Source organism: Mycolicibacterium monacense (genome assembly GCF_010731575.1).
GTDB classification, from domain to species: Bacteria; Actinomycetota; Actinomycetes; order Mycobacteriales; family Mycobacteriaceae; genus Mycobacterium; species Mycobacterium monacense.
The window spans coordinates 2,443,748-2,466,840 of the sequence record NZ_AP022617.1 but is presented as its reverse complement, the minus strand read 5'-3'; the positions used below and the strand labels follow the sequence as shown (position 1 = coordinate 2,466,840).

20 protein-coding genes are annotated in these 23,093 nt (G+C 69.0%); 19 read left to right on the top strand and 1 reads right to left on the bottom strand.

Features of this window, described 5'->3' with window-relative positions; genetic code table 11:
• Nucleotides 1–6 precede the first annotated feature (6 nt).
• Entirely contained in the window at nt 7–435 is a 429-nt protein-coding gene (locus G6N49_RS11720) for a nitroreductase family deazaflavin-dependent oxidoreductase (RefSeq protein WP_011855519.1), read from the top strand.
• A 111-nt stretch (nt 436–546) separates the two neighbouring features.
• Entirely contained in the window at nt 547–966 is a 420-nt protein-coding gene (gene arr / locus G6N49_RS11715; RefSeq protein ID WP_011559714.1) for an NAD(+)--rifampin ADP-ribosyltransferase, read from the top strand.
• A gap of 60 nt (nt 967–1,026) precedes the next feature.
• Here the strand turns inward: arr and G6N49_RS11710 are convergent, their stop codons facing one another.
• The gene (locus G6N49_RS11710) at nt 1,027–2,211 is read right to left on the bottom strand and encodes a thiolase family protein (RefSeq protein ID WP_011855520.1); all 1,185 of its coding nucleotides are present in this window, start codon (nt 2,209–2,211) and stop codon (nt 1,027–1,029) included.
• A gap of 89 nt (nt 2,212–2,300) precedes the next feature.
• On the opposite strand from G6N49_RS11710, the gene G6N49_RS11705 reads away from it, so the two are divergent.
• From G6N49_RS11705 to G6N49_RS11620, 17 genes are all read left to right on the top strand, one after another.
• Complete coding sequence (locus G6N49_RS11705) at nt 2,301–2,777, top strand: winged helix-turn-helix transcriptional regulator (protein WP_011559716.1); 477 nt, start codon at nt 2,301–2,303, stop codon at nt 2,775–2,777.
• Between the two features lie 29 nt (nt 2,778–2,806).
• A complete protein-coding gene (locus tag G6N49_RS11700; RefSeq protein ID WP_011855521.1) occupies nt 2,807–3,733 on the top strand; it encodes a DUF389 domain-containing protein in 927 nt (308 codons plus the stop codon).
• 61 nt (nt 3,734–3,794) lie between these two features.
• Entirely contained in the window at nt 3,795–7,121 is a 3,327-nt protein-coding gene (locus tag G6N49_RS11695; protein WP_011855522.1) for a transglutaminase family protein, read from the top strand.
• Nucleotides 7,121–9,778, top strand: a complete 2,658-nt coding sequence (locus tag G6N49_RS11690; RefSeq protein ID WP_011855523.1) for a circularly permuted type 2 ATP-grasp protein — start codon at nt 7,121–7,123, stop codon at nt 9,776–9,778. The genes G6N49_RS11695 and G6N49_RS11690 overlap by 1 nt, the downstream gene beginning before the upstream one ends.
• A complete protein-coding gene (locus G6N49_RS11685; protein ID WP_083045136.1) occupies nt 9,775–10,692 on the top strand; it encodes a transglutaminase family protein in 918 nt (305 codons plus the stop codon). Before G6N49_RS11690 ends, G6N49_RS11685 begins: the two co-directional genes overlap by 4 nt.
• Nucleotides 10,692–11,768, top strand: coding sequence for a zinc-binding metallopeptidase family protein (locus G6N49_RS11680; RefSeq protein WP_011855525.1), 1,077 nt, complete (start codon nt 10,692–10,694; stop codon nt 11,766–11,768). The genes G6N49_RS11685 and G6N49_RS11680 overlap by 1 nt, the downstream gene beginning before the upstream one ends.
• 61 nt (nt 11,769–11,829) lie before the next feature.
• A complete protein-coding gene (locus G6N49_RS11675; protein WP_011855526.1) occupies nt 11,830–12,672 on the top strand; it encodes a DUF3097 domain-containing protein in 843 nt (280 codons plus the stop codon).
• Nucleotides 12,673–12,689: 17 nt separating this feature from the next.
• Nucleotides 12,690–14,027, top strand: coding sequence for a replication-associated recombination protein A (locus G6N49_RS11670; protein ID WP_083045123.1), 1,338 nt, complete (start codon nt 12,690–12,692; stop codon nt 14,025–14,027).
• 77 nt (nt 14,028–14,104) lie between these two features.
• Nucleotides 14,105–14,473: an ArsR/SmtB family transcription factor gene (locus G6N49_RS11665; protein WP_011559724.1), complete on the top strand. Its 369-nt coding sequence runs from the start codon at nt 14,105–14,107 to the stop codon at nt 14,471–14,473.
• Nucleotides 14,470–14,967, top strand: coding sequence for an SRPBCC family protein (locus tag G6N49_RS11660; protein WP_011855528.1), 498 nt, complete (start codon nt 14,470–14,472; stop codon nt 14,965–14,967). The genes G6N49_RS11665 and G6N49_RS11660 overlap by 4 nt, the downstream gene beginning before the upstream one ends.
• A gap of 187 nt (nt 14,968–15,154) precedes the next feature.
• Nucleotides 15,155–16,255, top strand: a complete 1,101-nt coding sequence (locus G6N49_RS11655) for a type III polyketide synthase (protein WP_011855529.1) — start codon at nt 15,155–15,157, stop codon at nt 16,253–16,255.
• Nucleotides 16,256–16,274: 19 nt separating this feature from the next.
• Nucleotides 16,275–16,817: an isoprenylcysteine carboxyl methyltransferase family protein gene (locus G6N49_RS11650; RefSeq protein WP_049771614.1), complete on the top strand. Its 543-nt coding sequence runs from the start codon at nt 16,275–16,277 to the stop codon at nt 16,815–16,817.
• 32 nt (nt 16,818–16,849) lie between these two features.
• Entirely contained in the window at nt 16,850–19,081 is a 2,232-nt protein-coding gene (locus G6N49_RS11645; RefSeq protein ID WP_041309642.1) for an MMPL family transporter, read from the top strand.
• 938 nt (nt 19,082–20,019) lie between these two features.
• Nucleotides 20,020–20,868 (top strand): hypothetical protein, encoded by an 849-nt coding sequence (locus G6N49_RS11635; RefSeq protein ID WP_235679513.1) that lies wholly within the window; start codon nt 20,020–20,022, stop codon nt 20,866–20,868.
• A 5-nt stretch (nt 20,869–20,873) separates the two neighbouring features.
• Nucleotides 20,874–21,884: an SRPBCC family protein gene (locus G6N49_RS11630; RefSeq protein ID WP_011855532.1), complete on the top strand. Its 1,011-nt coding sequence runs from the start codon at nt 20,874–20,876 to the stop codon at nt 21,882–21,884.
• Nucleotides 21,881–22,300: a gas vesicle structural protein GvpA gene (locus G6N49_RS11625; RefSeq protein ID WP_011559732.1), complete on the top strand. Its 420-nt coding sequence runs from the start codon at nt 21,881–21,883 to the stop codon at nt 22,298–22,300. Before G6N49_RS11630 ends, G6N49_RS11625 begins: the two co-directional genes overlap by 4 nt.
• Complete coding sequence (locus tag G6N49_RS11620; protein ID WP_011559733.1) at nt 22,297–23,091, top strand: GvpL/GvpF family gas vesicle protein; 795 nt, start codon at nt 22,297–22,299, stop codon at nt 23,089–23,091. Before G6N49_RS11625 ends, G6N49_RS11620 begins: the two co-directional genes overlap by 4 nt.
• Nucleotides 23,092–23,093 lie beyond the last annotated feature (2 nt).

The following is a 23,093-nucleotide window of genomic DNA, read 5'->3' as shown; positions in this document are numbered from 1 at the left end:
ACGGTCATGACCCGACCCGACCCCGCTTCACTCAACGACTTCAACCAGGCCATCATCGACGAGTTCCGCAACAACGACGGCGTCGTCGGCGGGCCCTTCGAGGGCGCCACACTGCTGTTGCTCCACACCGTCGGCGCCAAGACCGGTAAGGCGCGGTTGTCACCGCTGGCCTATCTCACCGTCGACGGCAGGATGCTGATCGTCGGCTCCTACGCCGGGGCGCCGAAGGATCCGGCGTGGGTGCACAACCTGCGCGCGCTGCCGAAAGCACACGTCGAGGTCGGCACCGAGGCCTACGACGTCGAGGTGCGCGAGTTGCCGCGCGAGGAGCGCGATGAGCTCTACGCCAAGATCGTCGAGATGGCGCCCACGTTCGCCGAGTATCAGGCGAACACCGACCGCGTGATCCCGCTGTTCGAACTCACCCGGGTCTGAGGCCGGGTCCGCGTCTGTCCCACTCTCACTTTACGGTCGGGGTGGGGGCTTGCGGCAAGGCCCCCGACCTGCTGCACAATCGCCGTCCAGCTACTACGGACGGGGGTTGTTGTGACCAAACCTTTCGAGATCCACGAGTCGGGCGCCTACTTGCACGGCACCAAGGCCGACCTCGAGGTGGGTGACCGGTTGGTGCCGGGGCGGCCGTCGAACTTCGAGGACGGCCGCGTCTCGAATCACGTCTACGTGACACAGACGCTGGATGCCGCCGTGTGGGGAGCCGAGTTGGCCGCGGGCGAGGGCCGGGGCCGCATCTACATCGTCGAACCCGAAGGCGCACTGGAGGACGACCCGAACGTGACCGACAAGAAGTTCCCCGGCAACCCGACCCGCTCCTACCGCACCCGTGAGCCGGTGCGGGTGGTCGGCGAACTCACGGACTGGGTGGGGCACGCACCCGAACAGCTCCAAGCCATGCAGGACACCCTCGCGGACCTCCGCCGGAAGGGACTCGCCGTCATCTACGACTGAGTGCGGCGTGATTTCGGCGTGGCTGGTCGCGCTCAGCGCGACCAGCCACGCCGAAATCGCTCAGAGGCGCTCGATGATCGTCGCGTTGGCCATCCCGCCCGCCTCGCACATGGTCTGCAGCCCGTAGCGGCCGCCGCGCTGCTCCAACGCGTTGACCAACGTGGTCATGATCCGTACGCCGCTGGCCCCCAACGGATGACCGATCGCGATGGCGCCGCCGTTGACGTTCGTCTTGTCGAGATCGGCGCCGGTGTCCCGTGCCCATGCCAGCACGACGGGTGCGAAGGCTTCGTTGACCTCGAACAGGTCGATGTCGGCAAGCGTCAGGCCCGCCTTGGCCAGCACCTTCTCGGTCGCGGGGATGACTCCGGTCAGCATGTAGAGCGGATCGGATCCGACGGCCACCGCGGTGTGGATACGCGCCAGCGGCCGCAGCCCCAGCCGTTTGGCCGCCTCGGTCGTGGTGATCAGCACCGCGGCGCTGCCGTCGGACAGTGGTGACGAGTTGCCCGCGGTGATCTCCCAGCCGATCTGCGGGAAACGCTCCTCGTAGGTGGGGTGGTAGAACGCCGGTTTGAGTCCGGCCAGCGTCTCCACGGTGGTGCCCGGACGGATGATCTCGTCGGTGGCGAGCCCGGCGATCGGGGCAAGTTCGCCCTCGAACAGACCCGCCTTGGTCGCCGCCGCGGCCTTCTCGTGGCTGCCCGCGGAGAACTCGTCGAGCGCGGTGCGTGAGAGCCCCCACTTGGCGGCGATCAACTCCGCGGAGATACCCTGCGGCACAAGGCCGTCGGGGTAGCGGCGGGCGAAGTCGTCACCGAAGGGGTTGCTGCCGGGCAGGACCGACGACCCCATCGGTACCCGGCTCATCGACTCCACGCCCGCGGCGATCGCGATGTCGTACGCGCCGGAGGCCACGCCCTGCGCGGCGAAGCTGATGGCCTGCTGGCTGCTACCGCACTGGCGGTCGACGGTGGTGCCGGGAACCGACTCCGGAAAGCCCGCTCCGAGAAGCGCATTGCGGGCGATGTTCACAGCCTGATCGCCCACCTGGGTGACGGCGCCGGCGATGACGTCGTCGACCTGGGCGGGATCGACCCCGGTGCGGGTGACCAATTCGCGCAGGCTGTGCGCGAGCAGGTCGGCCGGCAGTACCTCGTGCAGCCCGCCGCCCGGCTTACCCTTGCCGATCGGCGTCCGTACCGCCCCGACGATGACGGCGTCGCGTCCCGTGAATCCACTCATGTCGACTCCACTCTGAGTATGGTTGTGGCTACCTAGACGTGTGTACCACCTAGGTATAGTGAAAACAACTCAGAGATGGGGATGATTCCGTGGCCGTGCTGCAAGGGCCGCTCGCCGACCGCGACGCCTGGTCGGCGGTGGGGCAGTGCCCGATCGAGAAGACGATGGCGCTGCTGGGCACCAAGACGACGATGCTGCTGATGCGCGAGGCCTTCTACGGCACCACCCGCTTCGAGGATTTCTGGCGACGGGTCGGGGTGACCAAGGCCGCCGCGGCGGCGCGTCTGTCCGAACTGGTCGACGCCGGCCTCCTGGAGCGCAGGCCCTATCAGGAACCCGGTCAGCGGCGGCGCGACGAGTACGTGCTGACCGACACCGGCCGTGACTTCATGCCGGTGGTGTGGGCGATGTTCGAGTGGGGCCGGCGCCACATCGACGACAGCCGGCTGCGGTTGACCCACCTCGGGTGCGGTGAGGAGGCGACCGTGGAGATCCGCTGCGCGGCCGGCCACGAGGTGCCCGCCGCCGAACTCGGTATGCGACTCGTCAAGCGAAGCGAGGCGTGACAGCGCTGCGATGACGCTACCCTCGGGCCGTGCTGCATCTGCGGGTCATCGCGCCGCCCGACCTGTCTGACCCAGTACTCGAGCTACTGACCGACAACCCCGGTGTCGCACACCTCGTCATCCACCGCGACGCCGCGCTCGACCCGCGCGGCGACGAGATCACCGCCGACATCGCACGCGAATCCGCGAACGAGGTCGTCGACGGGCTCAAGGCGCTCGGTGTCAAGGACCGCGGCGCGATCACCCTCGACGTCGTCGACACCGTGCTGTCGGTGCGCGCCTACCGCGCCGAGGACGAGGCCGAGGGTGACCCCGCCGATGCGGTGGTGTGGGACGAACTCGCCGCGCGCACCCGCGAAGAGTCCACTCTCAACGTGACGTTCGTCGCCTTCCTCACCCTGGCCTGCCTGATCGCCGCGGTCGGCGTCGTCACCGACTCGCCGGTCACCGTGGTCGGCGCCATGGTGGTCGGGCCCGAATTCGGCCCGCTCGCCGCGCTGGCGGTCTCCTTGGTGCGCCGGCGCACACACCTGACACGCCGCGCCCTGGCCGCCCTGCTCATCGGCTTCCCGATAGCGATGGCCGTCACCGCGTTCGGGGTAATGGCCGGGGAGGGGCTCGGCTGGATCGAGCTGGCCAGCACCCGCGACCTCGAGGAGGTCGACTTCATCTTCCAGGTGGGGCCGCTGTCGCTGGTCGTCGCGCTCCTGGCCGGCGCGGCAGGGATGCTGTCCCTGGTCTCGGCGAAGTCCGCCGCACTCGTCGGTGTCTTCATCTCCGTCACCACCGTGCCCGCCGCCGGTTTCGCGGTCGTGGCCGCCACGGTCGGCGACTGGGACATCGCCGGAGAGTCGGCCGCCCAGCTCGCGATCAACCTGACCGGGATCGTCGCCGCAGGCGTCGCGGTGTTGTGGATCCGTAAACTCGCCGACCGCCACCACCACCGGCCGGCCTGACCGCCCCGGACCCGGACGGCGCGGGCATGCGCACCCCCACGCCTTGTGATGGGATCAGCGGATGGGCATCAAGGTGGCGCTGGAGCATCGCACCAGCTACACGTTCGACCGGCTGGTGGAAGTGCACCCGCACGTCATCCGGCTGCGTCCGGCGCCGCACTCCCGAACGCCCATCGAGGCGTACTCGCTGACCATCGAGCCCGATGACCACTTCGTCAACTGGCAGCAGGACGCCTTCGGCAATTTCCTTGCCCGCGTAGTGTTTCCGACGCGCACCCGGCAGCTCACGATCACCGTCGGCCTGATCGCCGACCTGAAGGTGATCAACCCGTTCGACTTCTTCATCGAGGAGTACGCCGAGCGGATCGGATTCGCCTACCCCAGGGCGCTGGCCGAGGATCTCAAACCGTATCTGAAACCGGTCGACGAGTTCGGCGACGGATCCGGGCCCGGAGACCTCGTGCAGGCGTGGGTGAAGAACTTCACCGTCGCGCCCGGCACCAGCACCATCGAGTTCCTGGTCGCCCTCAACCGCGCGATCAACGCCGACGTCGGCTACAGCGTCCGCCTCGAACCCGGGGTGCACACCCCCGATCACACGCTGCGCGTCGGCATCGGCTCGTGCCGCGACTCGGCCTGGCTGTTGGTGTCGATCCTGCGCCAACTCGGGCTGGCGGCCCGGTTCGTGTCCGGCTACCTCGTCCAGCTCACCTCCGACGTGCAAGCGCTCGACGGCCCGTCCGGACCGGCCGCCGACTTCACCGATCTGCACGCGTGGACGGAGGTCTACATCCCCGGCGCCGGGTGGATCGGCCTGGACCCCACCTCGGGGCTCTTCGCCGGTGAGGGACACATCCCGCTCTCGGCGACCCCGCACCCCGACTCGGCCGCACCGATCACCGGTGCCACCGAACCGTGTGAGAGCACACTGGACTTCGCCAACCTCGTCACCCGTGTCCACGAGGATCCGCGCGTCACGCTGCCCTACACCGAGACCGCGTGGGACGCCGTCTGCGCGCTGGGCGCCCGGGTCGACGACCGGCTGACCAAGGGCGATGTCCGTCTCACCGTCGGCGGGGAGCCGACATTCGTGTCGGTCGACAACCGCACCGACCCCGAATGGACCACGGCGGCCGACGGTCCACACAAGCGGGAGCGGGCCTCGGCGCTGGCCGCCGGGCTCAAGACGGTGTGGGCGCCGCAGGGGTTGGTGCAGCGCGGCCAGGGCAAGTGGTATCCCGGAGAACCGTTGCCGCGCTGGCAGATCGGCCTGTACTGGCGCACCGACGGGGCACCGCTGTGGACCGACGCGTCGCTGCTGGCCGATCCGTGGGGCGCCGAGACGCACACCGTGGACGACGACGCCGCGCGGCGACTGCTCGCCGCCGTCGCGGCCGGCCTCGGGCTCCCCGGCACACAGGTCCGGTCGGCGTTCGAGGATCCGCTGAGCCGGTTGGCTGCCGCGGCCCGCCGCCCCGCCGGGGAGCCCGTCGCCCCCGACGACGATCTCGCCGACGACACCGCCCGGGCCCGCGCGGACCTGCTGGCCCGGCTCGACACCAGCGTCACCGAACCGGCCGCGTTCGTGCTGCCGCTGCACCGCCGCGACGACGACTCGGCATGGGCCAGCGCCGACTGGCGGCTGCGCCGGGGCCGCATCGTGCTCCTGGACGGCGATTCACCCGCCGGGCTGCGGCTGCCGCTCGACGCGATCAGCTGGCAGCCACCGCGACCCGGCTATCCCGCCGACCCGCTGGCCCGGCGCGGTGCGCTCGCCTCCGTTGCGGACGCTGCCGAGCAGACCGACGCCGAGGTCGAGGATGCCGACTCGCTGCCGACGACGGCGATGGTCACCGAGGTGCGAGACCGGGTGCTCTACGTATTCCTGCCGCCCACAGAGGAACTCGAACATTTCGTCGACCTCGTCGGCCGGATCGAGACCGCCGCGTCGGCGATCGGCTGCCCGGTGGTCATCGAGGGCTACCCGCCGCCCGCCGACCCGCGCCTGACGTCGGTGACGATCACACCCGACCCGGGGGTCATCGAGGTCAACGTGGCCCCGACCGCCAGCTTCGCCGAACAGCGGACCCAGCTCGAGACGCTCTACGAACAGGCGCGGCTGGCCCGCCTGACCACCGAACAGTTCGACGTCGACGGCACCCACGGCGGCACCGGCGGGGGCAACCACATCACGCTCGGCGGTCCGACGCCCGCGGACTCACCGCTGTTGCGCCGCCCCGACCTGCTGGTGTCGATGCTCACTTACTGGCAGCGCCACCCCGCGCTGTCCTATCTGTTCGCCGGCCGGTTCATCGGCACCACGTCGCAGGCGCCGCGGGTCGACGAAGGCCGGTCCGAGGCGCTCTACGAACTCGAGATCGCGTTCGCCGAGATCGCCCGGCTCTGTGGTGGCTCCGGGCCCAAGCGAGCCAGCGCGTGGGTCACCGACAGGGCTCTTCGCCACCTCCTCACCGACATCACCGGCAACACCCACCGCGCCGAGTTCTGCATCGACAAGCTCTACAGCCCCGACAGCGCCAGGGGGCGGCTCGGCCTGTTGGAGCTGCGGGGCTTCGAGATGCCGCCACACTTCCAGATGGCGATGGTGCAGTCGCTGCTCGTGCGCGCCCTGGTGGCATGGTTCTGGGACGAGCCGCTTCGTGCGCCGCTGATCCGCCACGGGGCCAATCTGCACGGCCGATACCTGTTGCCGCACTTCCTCATCCACGACATCGCCGATGTCGCGGCCGACCTGCGCGCCCACGACATCCACTTCGACACCAGCTGGCTGGACCCGTTCACCGAGTTCCGCTTCCCCCGCATCGGCGCTGCCGTGTTCGACGGTGTGGAGATCGAACTGCGCGGCGCCATCGAGCCGTGGAACGTCCTCGGTGAACAGGCCACCGCGGGTGGCACGGCCCGGTACGTCGACTCGTCGGTCGAACGGTTGCAGGTGCGGTTGATCGGCGCCGACCGGCACCGCTACCTCGTCACCTGCAACGGCCACCCCATCCCGATGCTGGCCACCGACAACCCCGACATCCAGGTCGGCGGGGTGCGGTACCGCGCCTGGCAGCCGCCCAGTGCACTTCACCCGACGATCACCGTCGACGGGCCGCTGCGCTTCGAACTCGTCGACACCGCCGGTGGCGTGTCCCGCGGTGGTTGCACCTACCACGTCGCCCATCCCGGCGGCCGGTCCTACGACACCCCGCCCGTCAACGCGGTCGAAGCCGAATCGCGGCGCGGACGCCGCTTCGAGGCCACCGGATTCACCCCCGGACGCATCGACCTGTCCGACCTCCGGGAGAAGCAGGCCAGGCAGTCCACCGACCTGGGCGCGCCGGGCATCCTCGATCTGCGTCGGGTGCGTACCGTTCTGCGGTGATGATCCTGTCTGCCGAGGGTCCGACCGGACCCGCCGATGTCGACGGCGTGCTCGCCGAGTACCGCGCCGCCCGCGCCCAGCAGGCGCTGTTCGACGTGCGCGGTGGTGCGGGCTCGGGGTACGACGAGTTCGTCGACGCGGCGGGGGAGATCCGACCCGCGTGGCGGGAGCTGGCGCAGTGTGTCGTCGAACGCGGCCGCGACGGGCTCGACCGGTTGCGGGCGGTCGTGCGCAGCCTGGTCGACAACGACGGCATCACCTACATCCACGTCGACCAGCACGGTGAGGCGGTCACCACCGACGATGACGCCGTACCCGGGCCGTGGCGGCTCGACGGTCTGCCGTTGGTGATCTCCGCCGACGACTGGGACCGGCTGGAATCCGGTCTGGTGCAACGGTCCCGGCTGCTCGACGCGGTGCTGACCGACCTGTACGGCCCGCAGCGGTCGATCACCAGCGGGGTGTTGCCCCCGCAACTCCTCTTCGCCCACCCCGGCTACCTGCGCGCCGCCCGCGGCATCGAGATCCCCGGCCGGCGCCAGCTGTTCCTGCACGGCTGCGATGTCAGCCGCACCGCGGACGGCTCGTTCAACGTCAACGCCGACTGGACGCAGGCGCCGTCCGGCGCGGGTTACGCGCTCGCCGACCGCCGCGTGGTCGCCCACGCCATCCCCGAACTGTACGAACAACTCGGGCCGCGACCGGCGTCACCGTGGGCGCAGGCCCTGCGCCTGGCGCTGATCGACGCCGCCCCGGAATCGGCCGAGGACCCCTTCGTCGTGGTGCTCAGCCCCGGCATCCACTCCGAGACCGCGTTCGACCAGGCCTATCTCGCTAGCGTGCTGGGCTTCCCGCTGGTGGAGAGCGCGGACCTGGTGGTGCGCGACGGCAAGTTGTGGATGCGCTCGTTGGGCACCCTCAAGCGGGTGGACGTGGTGTTGCGGCGGGTGGACGCCGACTACGCCGACCCGCTCGACCTGCGCGCCGACTCCCGCCTCGGGGTGGTGGGTCTGGTCGAGACGCTGCGCCGCGGCGCGGTCACCGTGGTCAACACCCTCGGCAGCGGCATCCTCGAGAGCCCCGGGGTGCTGCGGTTCCTGCCCGAACTCGCCGAGGAACTGCTGGGGGAGACACCGCTGCTGGCGACGGCGCCGGTCTACTGGGGCGGAATCGACCTGGAACGCTCACACCTGTTGAGCCACACCGCATCGCTGTTGATCACGCCGGTGACGGGCGGCGACACCATCGTCGGGCCGGCACTGTCGCGAAGCCAGCGCGACGAACTGGTGGCCCGGATCGAGGCGGCCCCGTGGCAGTGGGTCGGCCGGGAACTGCCGCAGTTCTCCTCGGCCCCGACCGTGCACCGCACGGGCGGGCTGTCGGCGGCCAGCGTCGGCATGCGGCTGTTCACCGTGGCGCAGCGCGGCGGGTACGCGCCGATGATCGGCGGCCTCGGCTACCTCTTGGCGCCTGGAAACCCCGCGTATGCGTTGAACAGCGTTGCGGCCAAGGACATCTGGATCCGGACGCCGGCCCGTGTCACCGCCGAGCGCACGGTGCCCGTCGAGCCCGAGGTCGTGGCGCCGCCCGCGCCGGTCACCCCGAGCCGCACCCACGAGGTCAGCTCCCCGCGCGTACTGTCGGACCTGTTCTGGCTCGGCCGCTACGCCGAGCGCGCCGAGTACACCGCCCGGCTCCTCAACGTCACCCGCGAGCGCTACCACGAATACCGGTACCGGCAGGAGATGGACGGCAGCGCATGTGTCCCGGTGCTGCTCACCGCGATCGGCAAGCTCACCGGTACCGACACCGGTGCCGGCGGTGACTACGCCGAGATGATCGCGATCGCGCCGACCACACTGTGGGCGGTCACCGCCGACCGCCACCGCGCCGGATCCCTGGCCCAGTCCATCGAGCGGCTCGGTCTGGCGGCCCGGTCGGTGCGCGACCAGATGTCGAACGACACCTGGATGGTGCTCGCGGCCGTCGAACGCGCCGTGCTGCGGTCCTCGTCCGCGCCACCGGAGTCGAAGACCGAAGGCGATGCCTACCTCGCGTCGGCGCACAGCGCGACACTGGCCGGGATGCTCGCACTGTCCGGGGTGGCCGCCGAATCGATGATCCGCGACGCCGGCTGGACGATGATGGACATCGGCAAGCGCATCGAACGCGGCCTCGGACTGACCGGCCTGTTGCGCGCCACCCTCGTCGAGGCGCGCACCCCCGACGCCGAGCAGACCATCACCGAATCGACGTTGGTGGCGTGCGAGTCCTCCGTCATCTACCGGCGCCGGATGCTGGGCACGGTCCGGGTGGCCGCCGTGGCCGACCTGCTGCTATTGGACGCGGAGAACCCCCGCTCGCTGGTCTACCAGTTCGACCGGCTGCGCGACGGGTTGCGGGCACTGCCGGGGTCGTCGGGCTCGTCGCGTCCGGAGCGGCTCGTCGACGACCTCGTGACCCGGTTGCGCCGCGTCGATCCGGCCGACCTCGAAGAGGTCACCGCCGACGGCCGCCGAGCCGACCTGGCCGATCTGCTCGACGGTGTGCACCGCGACCTGCGCGCGCTGTCGGGGGTCATCACCGCGGCGCACCTGTCACTGCCCGGCGGCATGCAGCCGCTGTGGGGCCCGGCCGAGCGGCGGATGGTCCCGTGACCGCGGCCGACCGACCCACCCGGACCTACCGGATCACCCACCGCACGGTGTACCGCTACTCCGATGTGGTCACCAGCTCCTACGGGCGCGGCTTCCTCACCCCGAGGGATTCGCTGCGCCAGCGCTGTCTGACCCACGAACTGCAGATCGACCCGGAGGCCGCCGACCGCTCGACCAGCCGCGACGCGTACGGCAACCTCAGCTCGTATTTCCATGTCACCGAACGCCATCAGAGGCTGAGCATCACCAGCAGATCGGTGGTCGAGGTGGACCCGCCGCCGGACACCGTCTACGGGGGAGGGTCGGCCAGGGCGCCCTGGGAGATCGCCCGGCCGGTCGGCGCCGACGGCGCACTGGCCACCGAGTTCACGCTCGACCTGCAGCCGCCGGAGATCACCGCGGCCGTACGTGACTACGCCGCACCGAGTTTCACCCCCGGCCGACCGTTGATCGAGGTGCTGCGCGACCTCACCTCGCGGATCTACCGCGACTTCACCTACCGCTCCGGGTCCACCACCGTGTCCACCAAGGTCAGCGAAGTTTTGGCGGCGCGCGAAGGGGTATGCCAGGACTTCGCTCGGCTGGCGATCGCCTGCCTGCGCGCCAACGGCCTGGCCGCCAGCTACGTCTCGGGATACCTGGCGACCGACCCCCCTCCCGGAAAGGAACGCATGGTAGGCATCGATGCGACGCACGCCTGGGCCTCGGTGTGGACACCGCAGGACCAGTGGCTCGGACTGGATCCCACCAACGACCAGATGGAGGACGAGCGGTACATCCGGGTCGGCATCGGCCGCGATTACGCCGACGTCCCGCCGTTGCGCGGCATCATCTACACCGACTCCGAGAGCAGCAAGATCGAGGTGTCCGTCGACGTCGCACCCGTGGAATCCGCGGCCGGGGGCGTGCGCTGATGCGGGACTTCAACTGCCCGAACTGCGGCCAGCGGCTGGCGTTCGAGAACTCGCTGTGCCTCAATTGCGGTAGCGCGCTGGGGTTCTCGCTCGACGACATGGCACTGCTGGTGATCGCCCCGCCGAAGGAGAGCGACCACGCGGGTGCGGTGTCGGCGCGGCATTACCAGTTGTGCGCCAACATGCATCTCGCAGAGTGCAACTGGCTCGTGGAGACGGGGCCGGTCGCGCTGTTGTGTGAGGCCTGCGCCCTGACCCGCACCCGGCCCAACGACGCCGACGCGAAGGCGCTGGCGGCCTTCGCCGTCGCCGAACGGGCGAAACGCCGGCTGATCGCCGAACTGCACGAACTCAAATTGCCGATCGTCGGTCGCGACGAGGACCCCGACTACGGACTGGCGTTCGACCTGCTCTCCAGCGAGAACGAGAAGGTGTTCACCGGGCACGCCAACGGGGTGATCACCCTGGACCTCGCCGAGGGCGACGATGTGCACCGCGAACAGTTGCGCATCTCGATGGACGAACCGTACCGGACCCTGCTCGGCCACTTCCGCCACGAGATCGGGCACTACTACTTCTACCGCCTGATCGGCCCGTCTGCCACCTACCTCGAGGGTTTCAACGAACTGTTCGGCGATCCCGACCTGGACTATCAGGAGGCGCTGGACCGCCACTACAGCGAGGGCGCCCCCGCGGGGTGGGAGGAGAACTACGTGTCCTCCTACGCCACCATGCACCCGGCCGAGGACTGGGCCGAGACGTTCGCCCACTACCTGCACATCCGCGACACGCTGGACACCGCCGCGGCGTTCGGGTTCGCGCCGGCCGGCGCCACGTTCGAGCGACGGGTGCTGGGCCCCAGCGGATTCGACACGATCATCGAGATGTGGCTGCCGCTGTCGTGGGCGCTGAACATGGTGAACCGGTCCATGGGCAAGGACGATCTCTACCCCTTCGTGCTACCGCCGCCGGTACTCGACAAGATGCGCTTCATCCACCACGTCATCGACGAGGTCACCGCGGACCCCACCAAACTCGCCAGCTCCACCGCATCCCAGCAGCAACAGCAGGGTTAGCGGGCAACACGCGGGGTGGGCGTTCGGCCGTGAACGCCGTCACCGTCCCTACGATCACCCGGTGACCGATCGCTACGGCCGCGACGTGCTGGCCCGCAACCCCCATGCGCCCAAACGCGTGCGCTCCACCGAACACCCCGTGGAATCGGGCATGGTGGTCGAGGACGCGCAATCCGGCTACGTGGGCGCCGTGGTCCGCGTGGAGACCGGCCGGGTCGAGCTGGAGGACCGTCACGGCAAGGTGCGCACCTTCCCGCTGGGACCCGGATTCCTGCTCGACGGGCGTCCGGTCATCCTGACGGCGCCACGGCGTGCCCCCGCGGCGCCGGCCCGCACCGCGTCGGGTTCGGTGGCGGTGGCCGGCGCCCGCGCAAAGGTGGCGCTGGCGAGCCGGATCTACGTCGAGGGCCGGCACGACGCCGAACTCGTCGAGCAGGTCTGGGGTGACGATCTGCGCATCGAGGGTGTGGTGGTCGAGTACCTCGGTGGCGTCGACGATCTGACCGCGATCGTCGAGGAGTTCCGACCGGGTCCCGGCCGCCGGCTCGGCGTGCTCGTCGACCACCTCGTCACCGGCTCGAAGGAGTCCCGTATCGCCGAGGCCGTCGGCCGCGGTCCGTACGGTGCGCACACGCTCGTGGTCGGCCACCCCTACATCGACATCTGGGAGGCGGTGAAACCCGCCCGGCTCGACATCCCGGCGTGGCCGCGGGTGCCGCGCGGCACGGACTGGAAGCACGGGGTGTGCGCCGCACTGGGCTGGCCGCACGACACCCAGGCCGATATCGCGCGGGCCTGGCAGCGCATCCGGGGCCGTGTCCGGAACTGGACGGATCTGGAGCCCGAACTGATCGGCCGCGTCGAGGAGCTGATCGATTTCGTGACGGCTCCCGCGTCGCCGTGACGTGGTAAGCACGAGACGTGTCCGACTCGCTGTTCGATCTGCCGGCTGACGGCCCCGTCGCGGCGGCCGGTGCACCGGTGTCGGCGCCCCTGGCGGTGCGGATGCGTCCGGCGAGCCTCGATGAGGTGGTCGGTCAGCAGCACCTGCTGAAACCGAACTCGCCGCTGCGCCGCCTCGTCGAGGGATCCGGCGCCGCCTCGGTGATCCTCTACGGTCCGCCCGGCACCGGCAAGACCACGCTGGCATCCCTCATCTCGCATGCGACCGGCCGCCGGTTCGAGGCGCTGTCGGCGCTGTCGGCGGGCGTCAAAGAGGTGCGCGCCGTCATCGAGACCGCTCGCCAGGGCATCCTGCGGGGGCAGCAGACCGTCCTGTTCATCGACGAGGTCCACCGGTTCTCCAAGACCCAGCAGGATGCGTTGCTGGCCGCGGTGGAGAACCGGATCGTCCTGCTGGTCGCGGCGACCACCGAGAACCCGTCGTTCTCGGTGGTGGCGCCGTTGCTGTCGCGGTCGCTGATCCTGCAGCTGCAGCCACTGGCCCCCGACAGCATTGCCGAGGTGGTCCGCCGCGCGGTCGCCGATCCGCGCGGGCTCGCCGACAGCGTCGACGTCAGCGACGACGCCGTCGACCTGATCGTCCAGTTGTCGGCCGGTGACGCCCGCCGGGCGCTGACGGCGCTCGAGGTCGCCGCCGAATCGGCCGCGGCGGCCGACGGCCGCGTGACGGTCGACATCGTCGAACAGTCGTTGGACAAGGCCGCGGTGCGCTACGACCGCGACGGCGACCAGCACTACGACGTTGTCAGCGCCTTCATCAAATCGGTCCGCGGTTCCGACGTGGACGCCGCGCTGCACTATCTCGCTCGGATGCTGGTGGCGGGGGAGGACCCCCGATTCATCGCGCGCAGGCTGATGATCCTCGCCAGCGAGGAGATCGGCATGGCCGATCCGACGGCGCTGCCCCTCGCGGTCGCGGCGGCGCAGACGGTCCAGCTGATCGGGATGCCCGAGGCGCAACTGACCCTGGCCCACGCGACCGTGCATCTGGCCACCGCCGCGAAGTCCAACGCCGTCACGACCGCGCTCGGGGCCGCGATGAGCGATGTCCGCAACGGCAAGGCCGGCCAGGTCCCCGCCCACCTGCGCGACGGCCACTACTCCGGTGCGGCCAAGCTCGGTAACGCCGTCGGGTACGTCTACGCCCACGATCACCCGGACGGGGTTGTGCCGCAACAGTATCCACCCGACGAACTGGTTGGCGTGGACTACTACCGGCCCACCGGCCGCGGCGCCGAACGGGAGATCGGCGGTCGCCTCGACCGGTTGCGCGCCATCATCCGCAAGCGGCGCTGACCGAACCCTTGACACCCGGACGGCACAAGCCTACCGTTGTAATCAACAAACGGGTTGATAAAGGAATCGGTTTACAAATGGTGGGTGGTGACGGTGACGAGCAGTTGGATCGGGCGTTCATGGCGCTCGCCGATCCGGTGCGACGGGCCATCGTCGCGCGACTGTCCCGCGGACCCGCCACCGTCAACGAACTCGCCGCACCGTTCGACATCACCAAACAGGCGGTGTCCCGCCACATTTCGGTGCTCGAGCAGGCGGGGCTGGTCACCCGCACCCGCGACGCACAGCGGCGCCCCGTGCATCTCGACGCTGCCGCCCTCGAACGGCTCACCGGCTGGATCGACCGCTACCGGCTCGACGCCGAACGCAGCTACCGCCGGCTGGACGCCGTGCTGGCTGAGATTTCCGACAGGACAACAGAAAACCCAGAGAAAGGACGATCATGAACAACGGACTCGATCTCGTCGCGCCGGTGGACACGCTGGCCATGGACTACACCCGCGACTTCGATGCCCCCGTCGCGGCGCTGTTCCGCGCCCATGCCGAACCGGATCTGGTCCGGCAGTGGCTCGGGCCGCACGGTGTCGAGATCTCCCTCGAGCGGTGGGACTTCCGCGCCGGTGGTGGCTACCGCTACGTGCACTCGGATGAGAACAGCAGCTATGCGTTCAACGGCGTCTTCCACAGGGTGCGCGAGGACCTGGTGATCCAGACCTTCGAGTTCGAGGGCGCGCCGGACATGGTCAACATCGAGTTCCTGTGGTTCGAGGATCTCGGGGACGGGCGCAGCCGGCTGCGCGGCCGGTCGATCTGCCCGAACACCGACGCACGCGACGCGCTGCTGTCCTCGGGGATGGAAGGCGGCATGACGGAGGGTTACGAGCGGCTCGACGCACTGTTGCCGTCGCTGCACAGCTCCCGGTCACCGAATTCGCATTGATCTCGCAGATTCTCCGCCATTTCTGGGAGCCGGCACAAATGGCGTTCAGATTCCCGGTGAGTTTTCAGGAAAACGCCGTCTAGCTGCGGTTATACGCTCGAAAAGCGGTGATGTCCCGCCCTTGTCCGTTATTTCACAAATGGGGAATTCGGGGATTCAATTTCGTTTTCCGGCCGTTGGACCGCGTATGACAGATACCGCATTGCACAGCCCGTCCGACGTCACCGCCACCACCGACCGGGGGGCTCCCCGGATCGCGGGGACGGCGACGGCCTTCACCGCCAACCGACACACACAGGAAGAGGTCGCACAAGCGCTCACCGAATTCGCCGATCCCGCATTCGCCCGCTTCGCCCGCACCAGTGGCGTGGAGTACCGCAACCTCGCACTCCCGCTGGAGCGGTACCCGAGGCTGTCCGGGTTCACCGAGGCGAACGCCGCCTACGTCGAGGTGGCGACCGAGTTGGGCGAGCGGGCCGTCCGGTCGGCACTCCACGAGGCACACATCCGGCCCGACCAGGTCGACGCCATCGTCGCGGTGTCGAGCACCGGGGTGGCCGTGCCCACCATCGACGCGACCATCTGTTCGCGCCTGGGGTTCCGGCCCGACGTCAAGCGCATCCCGCTGTTCGGGCTCGGGTGTGTGGCCGGAGCCGCCGGCATGGCGCGCGTCCACGACTACCTGCGGGGCTATCCAGACCACGTCGCCGTCCTGCTCTCGGTCGAGCTGTGCTCGCTGACACTGCAGCGGGACGACACGTCGATTCCCGCGCTGATCGGGTTGTGCCTGTTCGGCGACGGAGCCGCCGCGGTGGTGGCGACCGGAGCGGACCGCGCTCCGGCGCGGGGCCGTCCTGCGCCGCGTGTGCTGGCGACCAGGAGCAGGCTGTTCCCCGACACCGCGGAGGTGATGGGCTGGAACGTCAGCTCCAGCGGGTTCCAGCTCGTGATGTCGCGCGACGTGCCCGCGATGGCCCAGAACCACCTGGGCGACGAGGTCGACCGGTTCCTCGCCGACCACGGACTGACCACGAACGACGTCTCGACATGGATCTGCCATCCCGGCGGACCGAAGGTGCTCGAGGCGATCCACGGCGCGGTCGGAATGCCCGCGGACGCGCTGCGGCACAGCTGGGAGTCGATGCGCGACAACGGCAACATCTCCTCGGCGTCGGTGCTCGACGTCCTGGACCGCACGGTCGCACAGCGCCCGACCGACGGCACGTTGGGACTGATGCTGGCAATGGGGCCCGGCTTCGGCTTCGAACTGCTGCTGCTGAGCTGGTGAGACCGCCATGTATCCGGTGATCTACTACCTGTTCATCGTCGCGGTGGGCGTCGAGCGGGTGCTCGAGCTCGTGGTGGCCCGTCGACACACGCGGTGGTCGATCGCGAACGGCGGCAGGGAATTCGGGCGCGGGCACTACCCCCTCATGGTGACGATGCACACCCTGCTACTGGTGTCGTGCGTCGTCGAGGTCTCGGTTGCGCACCGGCCGTTCATCCCCTGGCTCGGCTGGACCATGGTCGCGGTCGTGGTCGCCAGCACCGTCGTCCGCTGGTGGTGTGTGTCGGTGCTCGGGAACCACTGGAACCCAAGGCTCATCGTCATCCCGGGCGCACCGCTGGTCCGGCGCGGTCCCTACCGGTGGGTGCACCACCCCAACTACATCGCAGTCGCCGCCGAGGTCGCCGCACTACCCCTGATCCACTCCGCGTGGGTGACGGCGATTGTGTTCACCATCGCCAACGCGCTGGTGCTCACCGTCCGGATACGCGCCGAGAACGTGGCCCTGGGATATCAGAACGTGGTGACGAAACCGCCGGTAGGCCACCATTCGCCGACGTGATGAGGGACGATGACGCCGTGCCTCAACGAGGTGTGCTGGCCCGGATCGCCGCCTTCTCCATCGCGGCACCGCGGCGGATCATCGCGGCCGCGATACTGGCTGCGGTGGCCGCCGCCGTGTTCGGGGTCCCGGTAGCCGGCAAGCTGTCGCCCGGTGGCTTCGAGAACCCCTCCGCCGAATCCTCCCGGGCCACAGCGCTCCTCGCGCAGCGGTTCGATCAGGGCGACACCCAGTTGCTCATCACGGTCACCTCGCCGCGGGGAGCGATGGCGGACCCGGCCCGCGCGGTCGGCACCGACATCGTCGACACCCTGCGCCGTTCACCGCACGTCGTCTCGGTGACGTCGGCCTGGACGGAGTCGGGTCCGGCCGCCGAGAGGTTGCTCAGCGAGGACGGTGACACCGGACTGGTGGTCGCCGGGGTGACCGGCGGCGACGAGGCCGCCCGCAACGCCGAGGACCTCGTCGAGGCCGTCGGCGGTGACCGCAGCACCCGCGACGGGGTGACGGTGCGGGCCGGCGGCGTCGCGATGGTCAACAGCCAGATCACCACCCAGACCCAGCACGACCTGTTGCTGATGGAGTCGATCGCGATTCCCTTCAGTTTCCTGGTCCTGGTCTGGGTCTTCGGCGGCCTCCTGGCCGCTGCCGTTCCGGTGGGTGTCGGGCTGATCGCGATCGTCGGTTCGCTCGCCGTTCTGCACGTCATCACGTTCCTCACCGACGTGTCGATCTTCGCCCTGAATCTCTGCATGGCGATGGGCCTTGCGCTCGCCATCGACTACACCCTGCTGATGGTCAGCCGGTACCGCGACGAACTGGCCGCCGGCGCCGACCGCGATGTGGCGCTGACCCGCATGATGCTCAGCGCGGGCCGCACGGTGGTGTTCTCCGCGACGACGGTGGCGCTGCCGATGCTCACGATGGTGCTGTTCCCGATGTACTTCCTCAAGTCGTTCGCCTACGCGGGGGTGGCGACGGTGGTCTTCGCGGCGGTCGCGGCGCTGGTGCTGACCCCGGCCGCGATCGCGTTGCTCGGCGACCGCATCGACGCCCTCGACGTGCGGCGGCTCGGGCGTCGGCTGCTGCGTCGTCCCGAACCCGCACCGAAACCGGTCCAGCGCCAATTCTGGTACCGCAGCACCAAATTCGTGATGCACCGGGCGGTGCCGGTCGGGCTTGCCGGCATCGCGGTGCTGATGCTGCTCGGTCTGCCTTTCCTCGGGGTCCGGTGGGGCCTACCCGACGATCGCGTGCTGCCGCAGTCGGCGTCCGCCCACGAGGTCGGTGACCAGTTGCGCACCGAATTCGCCGCCGACCCGGCGACAGCGGTCACCGTGGTGATCCCGGATGCGCGTGGGGCGACCGAATCCGAGCTGAGCCGCTACGCCACCGACCTGTCCCGGGTCGCCGACGTATCGTCGGTGTCGGCGCCGACAGGCACCTACGTCGCCGGGCGGCGAGTCGGACCGCCGACCGCGGCGACCGGAGTGCGCGACGGCAGCGCGTTCCTCACGGTGTCCACCGATGCGCCGCTGTTCTCCGATTCGTCTGCCGCGCAACTCGAGCGGTTGCACGAGGTCACCGGACCCGCCGGTCGCCCCGTCGAACTGGCCGGCGTGGCGCCGAGCAACAGCGACAGCGTCGCCGCCATCACCTCACGCCTTCCGCTGGTGCTCGGCCTGATCGCGGTGTCCACGTTCTGTCTGCTTTTCCTGCTGACGGCCAGCGTGGTGCTGCCGCTGAAAGCGCTGCTGCTCAACGTGCTTTCGCTGAGCGCGGCGTTCGGCGCCATGGTCTGGATCTTCCAGGAGGGTCACCTCGGCGCGCTGGGCACCACTCCCACCGGGACGCTCGTCGCCAACATCCCCGTGCTGTTGTTCTGCATCGCGTTCGGGCTGTCGATGGACTACGAGGTGTTCCTGATGTCGCGGATCCGCGAGTTCTGGCTGGCGTCCGGACGTACCGCCGCCGACGTGACCGAGAGCGTGGCGCTCGGACTGGCGCGGACCGGTCGTGTCGTCACCGCGGCCGCCCTTGTGATGTCGATCAGCTTCGCGGCGCTCATCGCCGCGAACGTGTCGTTCATGCGCATGTTCGGGTTGGGGCTGACCCTCGCGGTACTCGCCGACGCGACGCTCGTGCGGATGGTGCTCGTGCCGGCGTTCATGCGTGTATTGGGCCGGTGGAACTGGTGGTCTCCGAAACCGTTGGCACGCCTGCATCGCAGGATCGGGTTGGCCGAGGCTCCGGCGGCGGGCTGAACCGGCGACTCAGACGGCCGCCGAGACGTCCATTCCACGCGTTGCAGCGGGAATCTACGGCGACGGCAATAATCCCTCTGGGGAGTCGCGGCCGGGGGTGCCGGGGCAGAGGGCGGTCCGGACCGGCGACGGATCGAGCAAGGAATGTGACTCACGCCACACCCGATGTGACGCCGCCTTCGTGGGCGGCCAACAGCACTGCTGATCGGAAAGTGTCCATCGCACCACGGTCGGCGAACTCGGCAGCCGTGCTATGCGGTGGCGCGGTCGATTCGGAGATGCACGCAGATCGGCTCTGCGGCACGAAATGACAGCGCCGTCAACAGGGTTCGGCCCACCGGTCGGCTCTCGGCCGAGCCGGGTGTCCGAGCGGGTGATTCCGGCGCGAAAGGTGAATCCTCATCGCTAACTCGCTCGGTGCGCCAAGGAGATGAATTCGGTGACGGACCGCCGTAAATACGACTTCCTGTGCTCATACGCGACGATCAACATCAAAACTCGATCAAAGAATGAATTGCCGTTCAAGATCATGGAATTCACCGCAAATCGAATTATTTCTATTTCGCGCACAATGCGCGGGATGAATAGTCTGGCAAACTATGAATTTGGCGGATGTATCAACGGTCCGGTACCGGTTCGCGTCGGAGGTGATACCGCGCACGATCGGGGAAGGCCGGCTGTGCGGGCCAGTCGCGCGGCCATGGGTGCGGGAAAACCGCTGCGAGGAATCCTGAACAGCGTAAATGCTGGCGAGCGCACACCTGTGGGAAGCATCTGGTCCGGCTCCGGCGGCGTCGCTCCTGGCCGGTGTGCGGGGGGGGCCGGTCGCGCGGCGGACCGTCGTCGTGAACGTAATCAGGCAAATATTCAAGTAAGCGAAAACAATCTAAGTTCCACGATTCGGATGCAGTTCTCCCGGGTAGGTTCTATTTCAGAAAGTGGCCAACACAACCATCCAGGTCCGGCCGGATGCGACCGAACCCCGTCATATACAGGAGGAGGGCATCATGGCCAACGGATCAAAAGTAGCGCTGGCAGTCGGGGCGGGGTACTTCCTCGGGCGAACGCGCAAGATGCGGCTTGCACTCATGCTCGCCGCAGCAGGAATCACAGGAAAGTTCCCCGCCAGCCCCACTGAACTCGTGGCGCAGGGCTTGAAATCCCTGGGGGCATCGGCGGATGTGACCCAGCTGAGTGACCAGCTTCGCGGTGAGCTTCTCGGCGCAGCGCGCGCCGCGGCGCTGGCGGCGGCGACGAATCAGGTGAACGCGCTCAATGACCGCATCGGCGGTGTGACCTCGGCGGTTGACACGGAAGAGGTGCTCGACGACGTCGGAGGCACGGTCGGTGACGTCGGTGACACGGTCGGCGGCACAGTCAGCGGCACGGTCCGGGGAACGGGGAAGGGCCTCAGGTCGGCGCGGCGACTCGGGCGCCGCCGCCACACGCCCGAGGAGGCCGTCGACGAGGACGTCTACGACGACGAGGTCGAGGACGAGCAGGATCTGCTGGAGTCCGAGGACGACGTCGACGATCTGTCGGACGACGACGAGGATCAAGCCGTCGATGAGGAGACCGACGAAGACACCGACCTGGATGAGGAACCCGAGGAGGAACCGGAACCGGAACCGCCGCCACGGCGTCGGCGAGCAGCCCGGCAACCCGCAGCGGCGAAGACCGCGATGCGTCGCTCGTCACGGGCGACCGCTGACGACGTGCCGGCGACTTCCGCTGCCCGCCACGGCCGTTCGGCCACCAAGCGGGCCCCTATTCGGCGAGGACGGTGAGACCGGTGACACAGAACACCACAAGCGCGACCAGCGCGAAGAACGCACCCTCGGGTCAACTGCGAACGTCTCTACAACAACTCGCAGGAACATTCACAGACCGCGCGGTGAACAAGGTCACGGATCGCGTGGGCGGCACCACCCAACGGCTCACCGACTACGCCCAGAGTGGCGGGGGCAACGGGGGACTGTTGGCGGCCGCCACGGGCAGCGAGAAGCTCCTGTCCGGCGAATCACCGGTGAAGGCGGCGTTGGCCGGCGGTCTGGCGGGGGCGAAGGAGAAGGCCAAGGATGCGCTGAAGGGCGTGACCGGCGCCCTGACAGGTAAGGGCGGCGGCGGCGACAAGATCAAGGTCACCAACATCGTCGAGCAGATCGACGTGGGTGTGCCGGTGGACCTTGCGTACCGGCAGTGGACGCAGTTCGCCGACTTCCCGAAGTACATGAAGAAGGTCGAGCAGGTCGAGCAGGTCTCGGACGAGAAGCTGGTGTGGAAGGCGCAGATCTTCCTCTCGCACCGCAGCTGGGAGTCGACCATCACCGAGCAGGTGCCCAACGAACGGATCGTGTGGCGCTCGAAGGGCGACAAGGGATACGTCGACGGTGCGATCACATTCCACGAGCTGGCGCCGAACCTCACCAGGGTCATCGTGGTCCTCGAATACCATCCGAAGGGCCTGTTCGAACGCACGGGCAACCTCTGGCGAGCGCAGGGACGCCGAGTGCGTCTGGAACTCAAGCATTTCCAGCGTGAGGTCATGGCGCACGCCATGCTGAACCCCGACGACGTCCAGGGCTGGCCGGGCGAGATCCGCGATGGCGAGGTTGTCGAGGACGGAGAGCCCGACCCGGGTGCCGACGAGCCGGCCGACTCCGACTCCGATACCGGACCGGACTCCGACGACGAGGCCGCACCGCCCAAGCAGCGCCGGCGAGCCACCGCCCGCACCCGCGGCGGCGACCGCGCCGCTTCGCCGGTGCGCCGCGCCGCGAAGACCCGGAAGACCCGAGCATGAGCACCGCGATCCAACCCGCGGGCACCGCCGGCGGCGGAGGTTCCGACTCCAACGGGCTGGCCGACGTCGTCGACACCATCCTCGACAAGGGCCTGGTGCTCGACGCCTACGTCCGGGTCTCCGTGGTGGGAATCGAGATCCTGACCGTCGACGCACGCGTGGTGGTGGCCAGCGTCGACACCTATCTGCGTTACGCCGACGCGGTGAACCGGCTGGACATCGTGAACGAGGATCCGAAGTCGGACCTCGGGGGCCTGGTCGGCGACGTGGCCGAGAGTGCCACCAGCGGTGTGGCGAAGGGCAAGACGACCGGCGTCCTCGAAGCCGCGGGCGAGAAGCTGGGCGACATGCTCACATCGGACGAACCCGAGCCGAGGAAGGCGACGCGGGTGCGCAGCCGGAGGGCCGACAGGTGACGGCCGCCGACCAAGTCGAACGCGCCGAGGGCCGAGACGCGGGACGCGCCGTCTACGTGTACGGAATCGTGCCCGCCGACGTCGCCGTCGAGGAAGACGCCGTCGGTGTCGGGGATCCGCCCTCGGAGGTCGAGATCGTCAAAGAGGGGGACATCGCCGCGCTGGTGAGTCGGATAGCCACCGATCATCCGCTCGGCACCCCGGACGATCTGCAGGCGCATGCTCACCTGTTGGACGGTGCGGCGGCCGTCGCGCCGGTGCTGCCGCTGCGCTTCGGTGCGGTGATGACGGACGCGGAATCGGTGGCCGAAGAGCTTCTTCGCGAACACCACGACGAGTTCCGCGAGACACTGGAGAAACTCGAGGGGCACGCCCAGTACGTCGTGAAGGGCCGATACGACCAGCAGACGTTCCTGCGGGATCTCCTCGAGGAGAGCGAGCAGGCCCGCGCGCTGCGTGACGACATCCAGAGCAAACCCGAAGACGCATCCCGTGATTCGCGGATGGCGCTGGGGGAGTTGATCGCGAACACCATCGAAGCCAAACGGCAGGCCGACACGAACACGGCCGTCGACGCGCTCAACACCGTCGCGCAGGCGGTCAACGTCCGCGAACCGACCCACGAGTGGGATGCCGTCAACGTCGCGGCGCTCGTCGAGGTGAAGGCGCAGGCCGACGTCGAAGCGGTCGTCGACGAGCTCGCCGAGAACGCTGCGGGACGGGTCGATCTGCGACTGCTCGGCCCGATGGCCGCATACGACTTCGTCGTGACTTCGAATCCCGAGGGCTGACT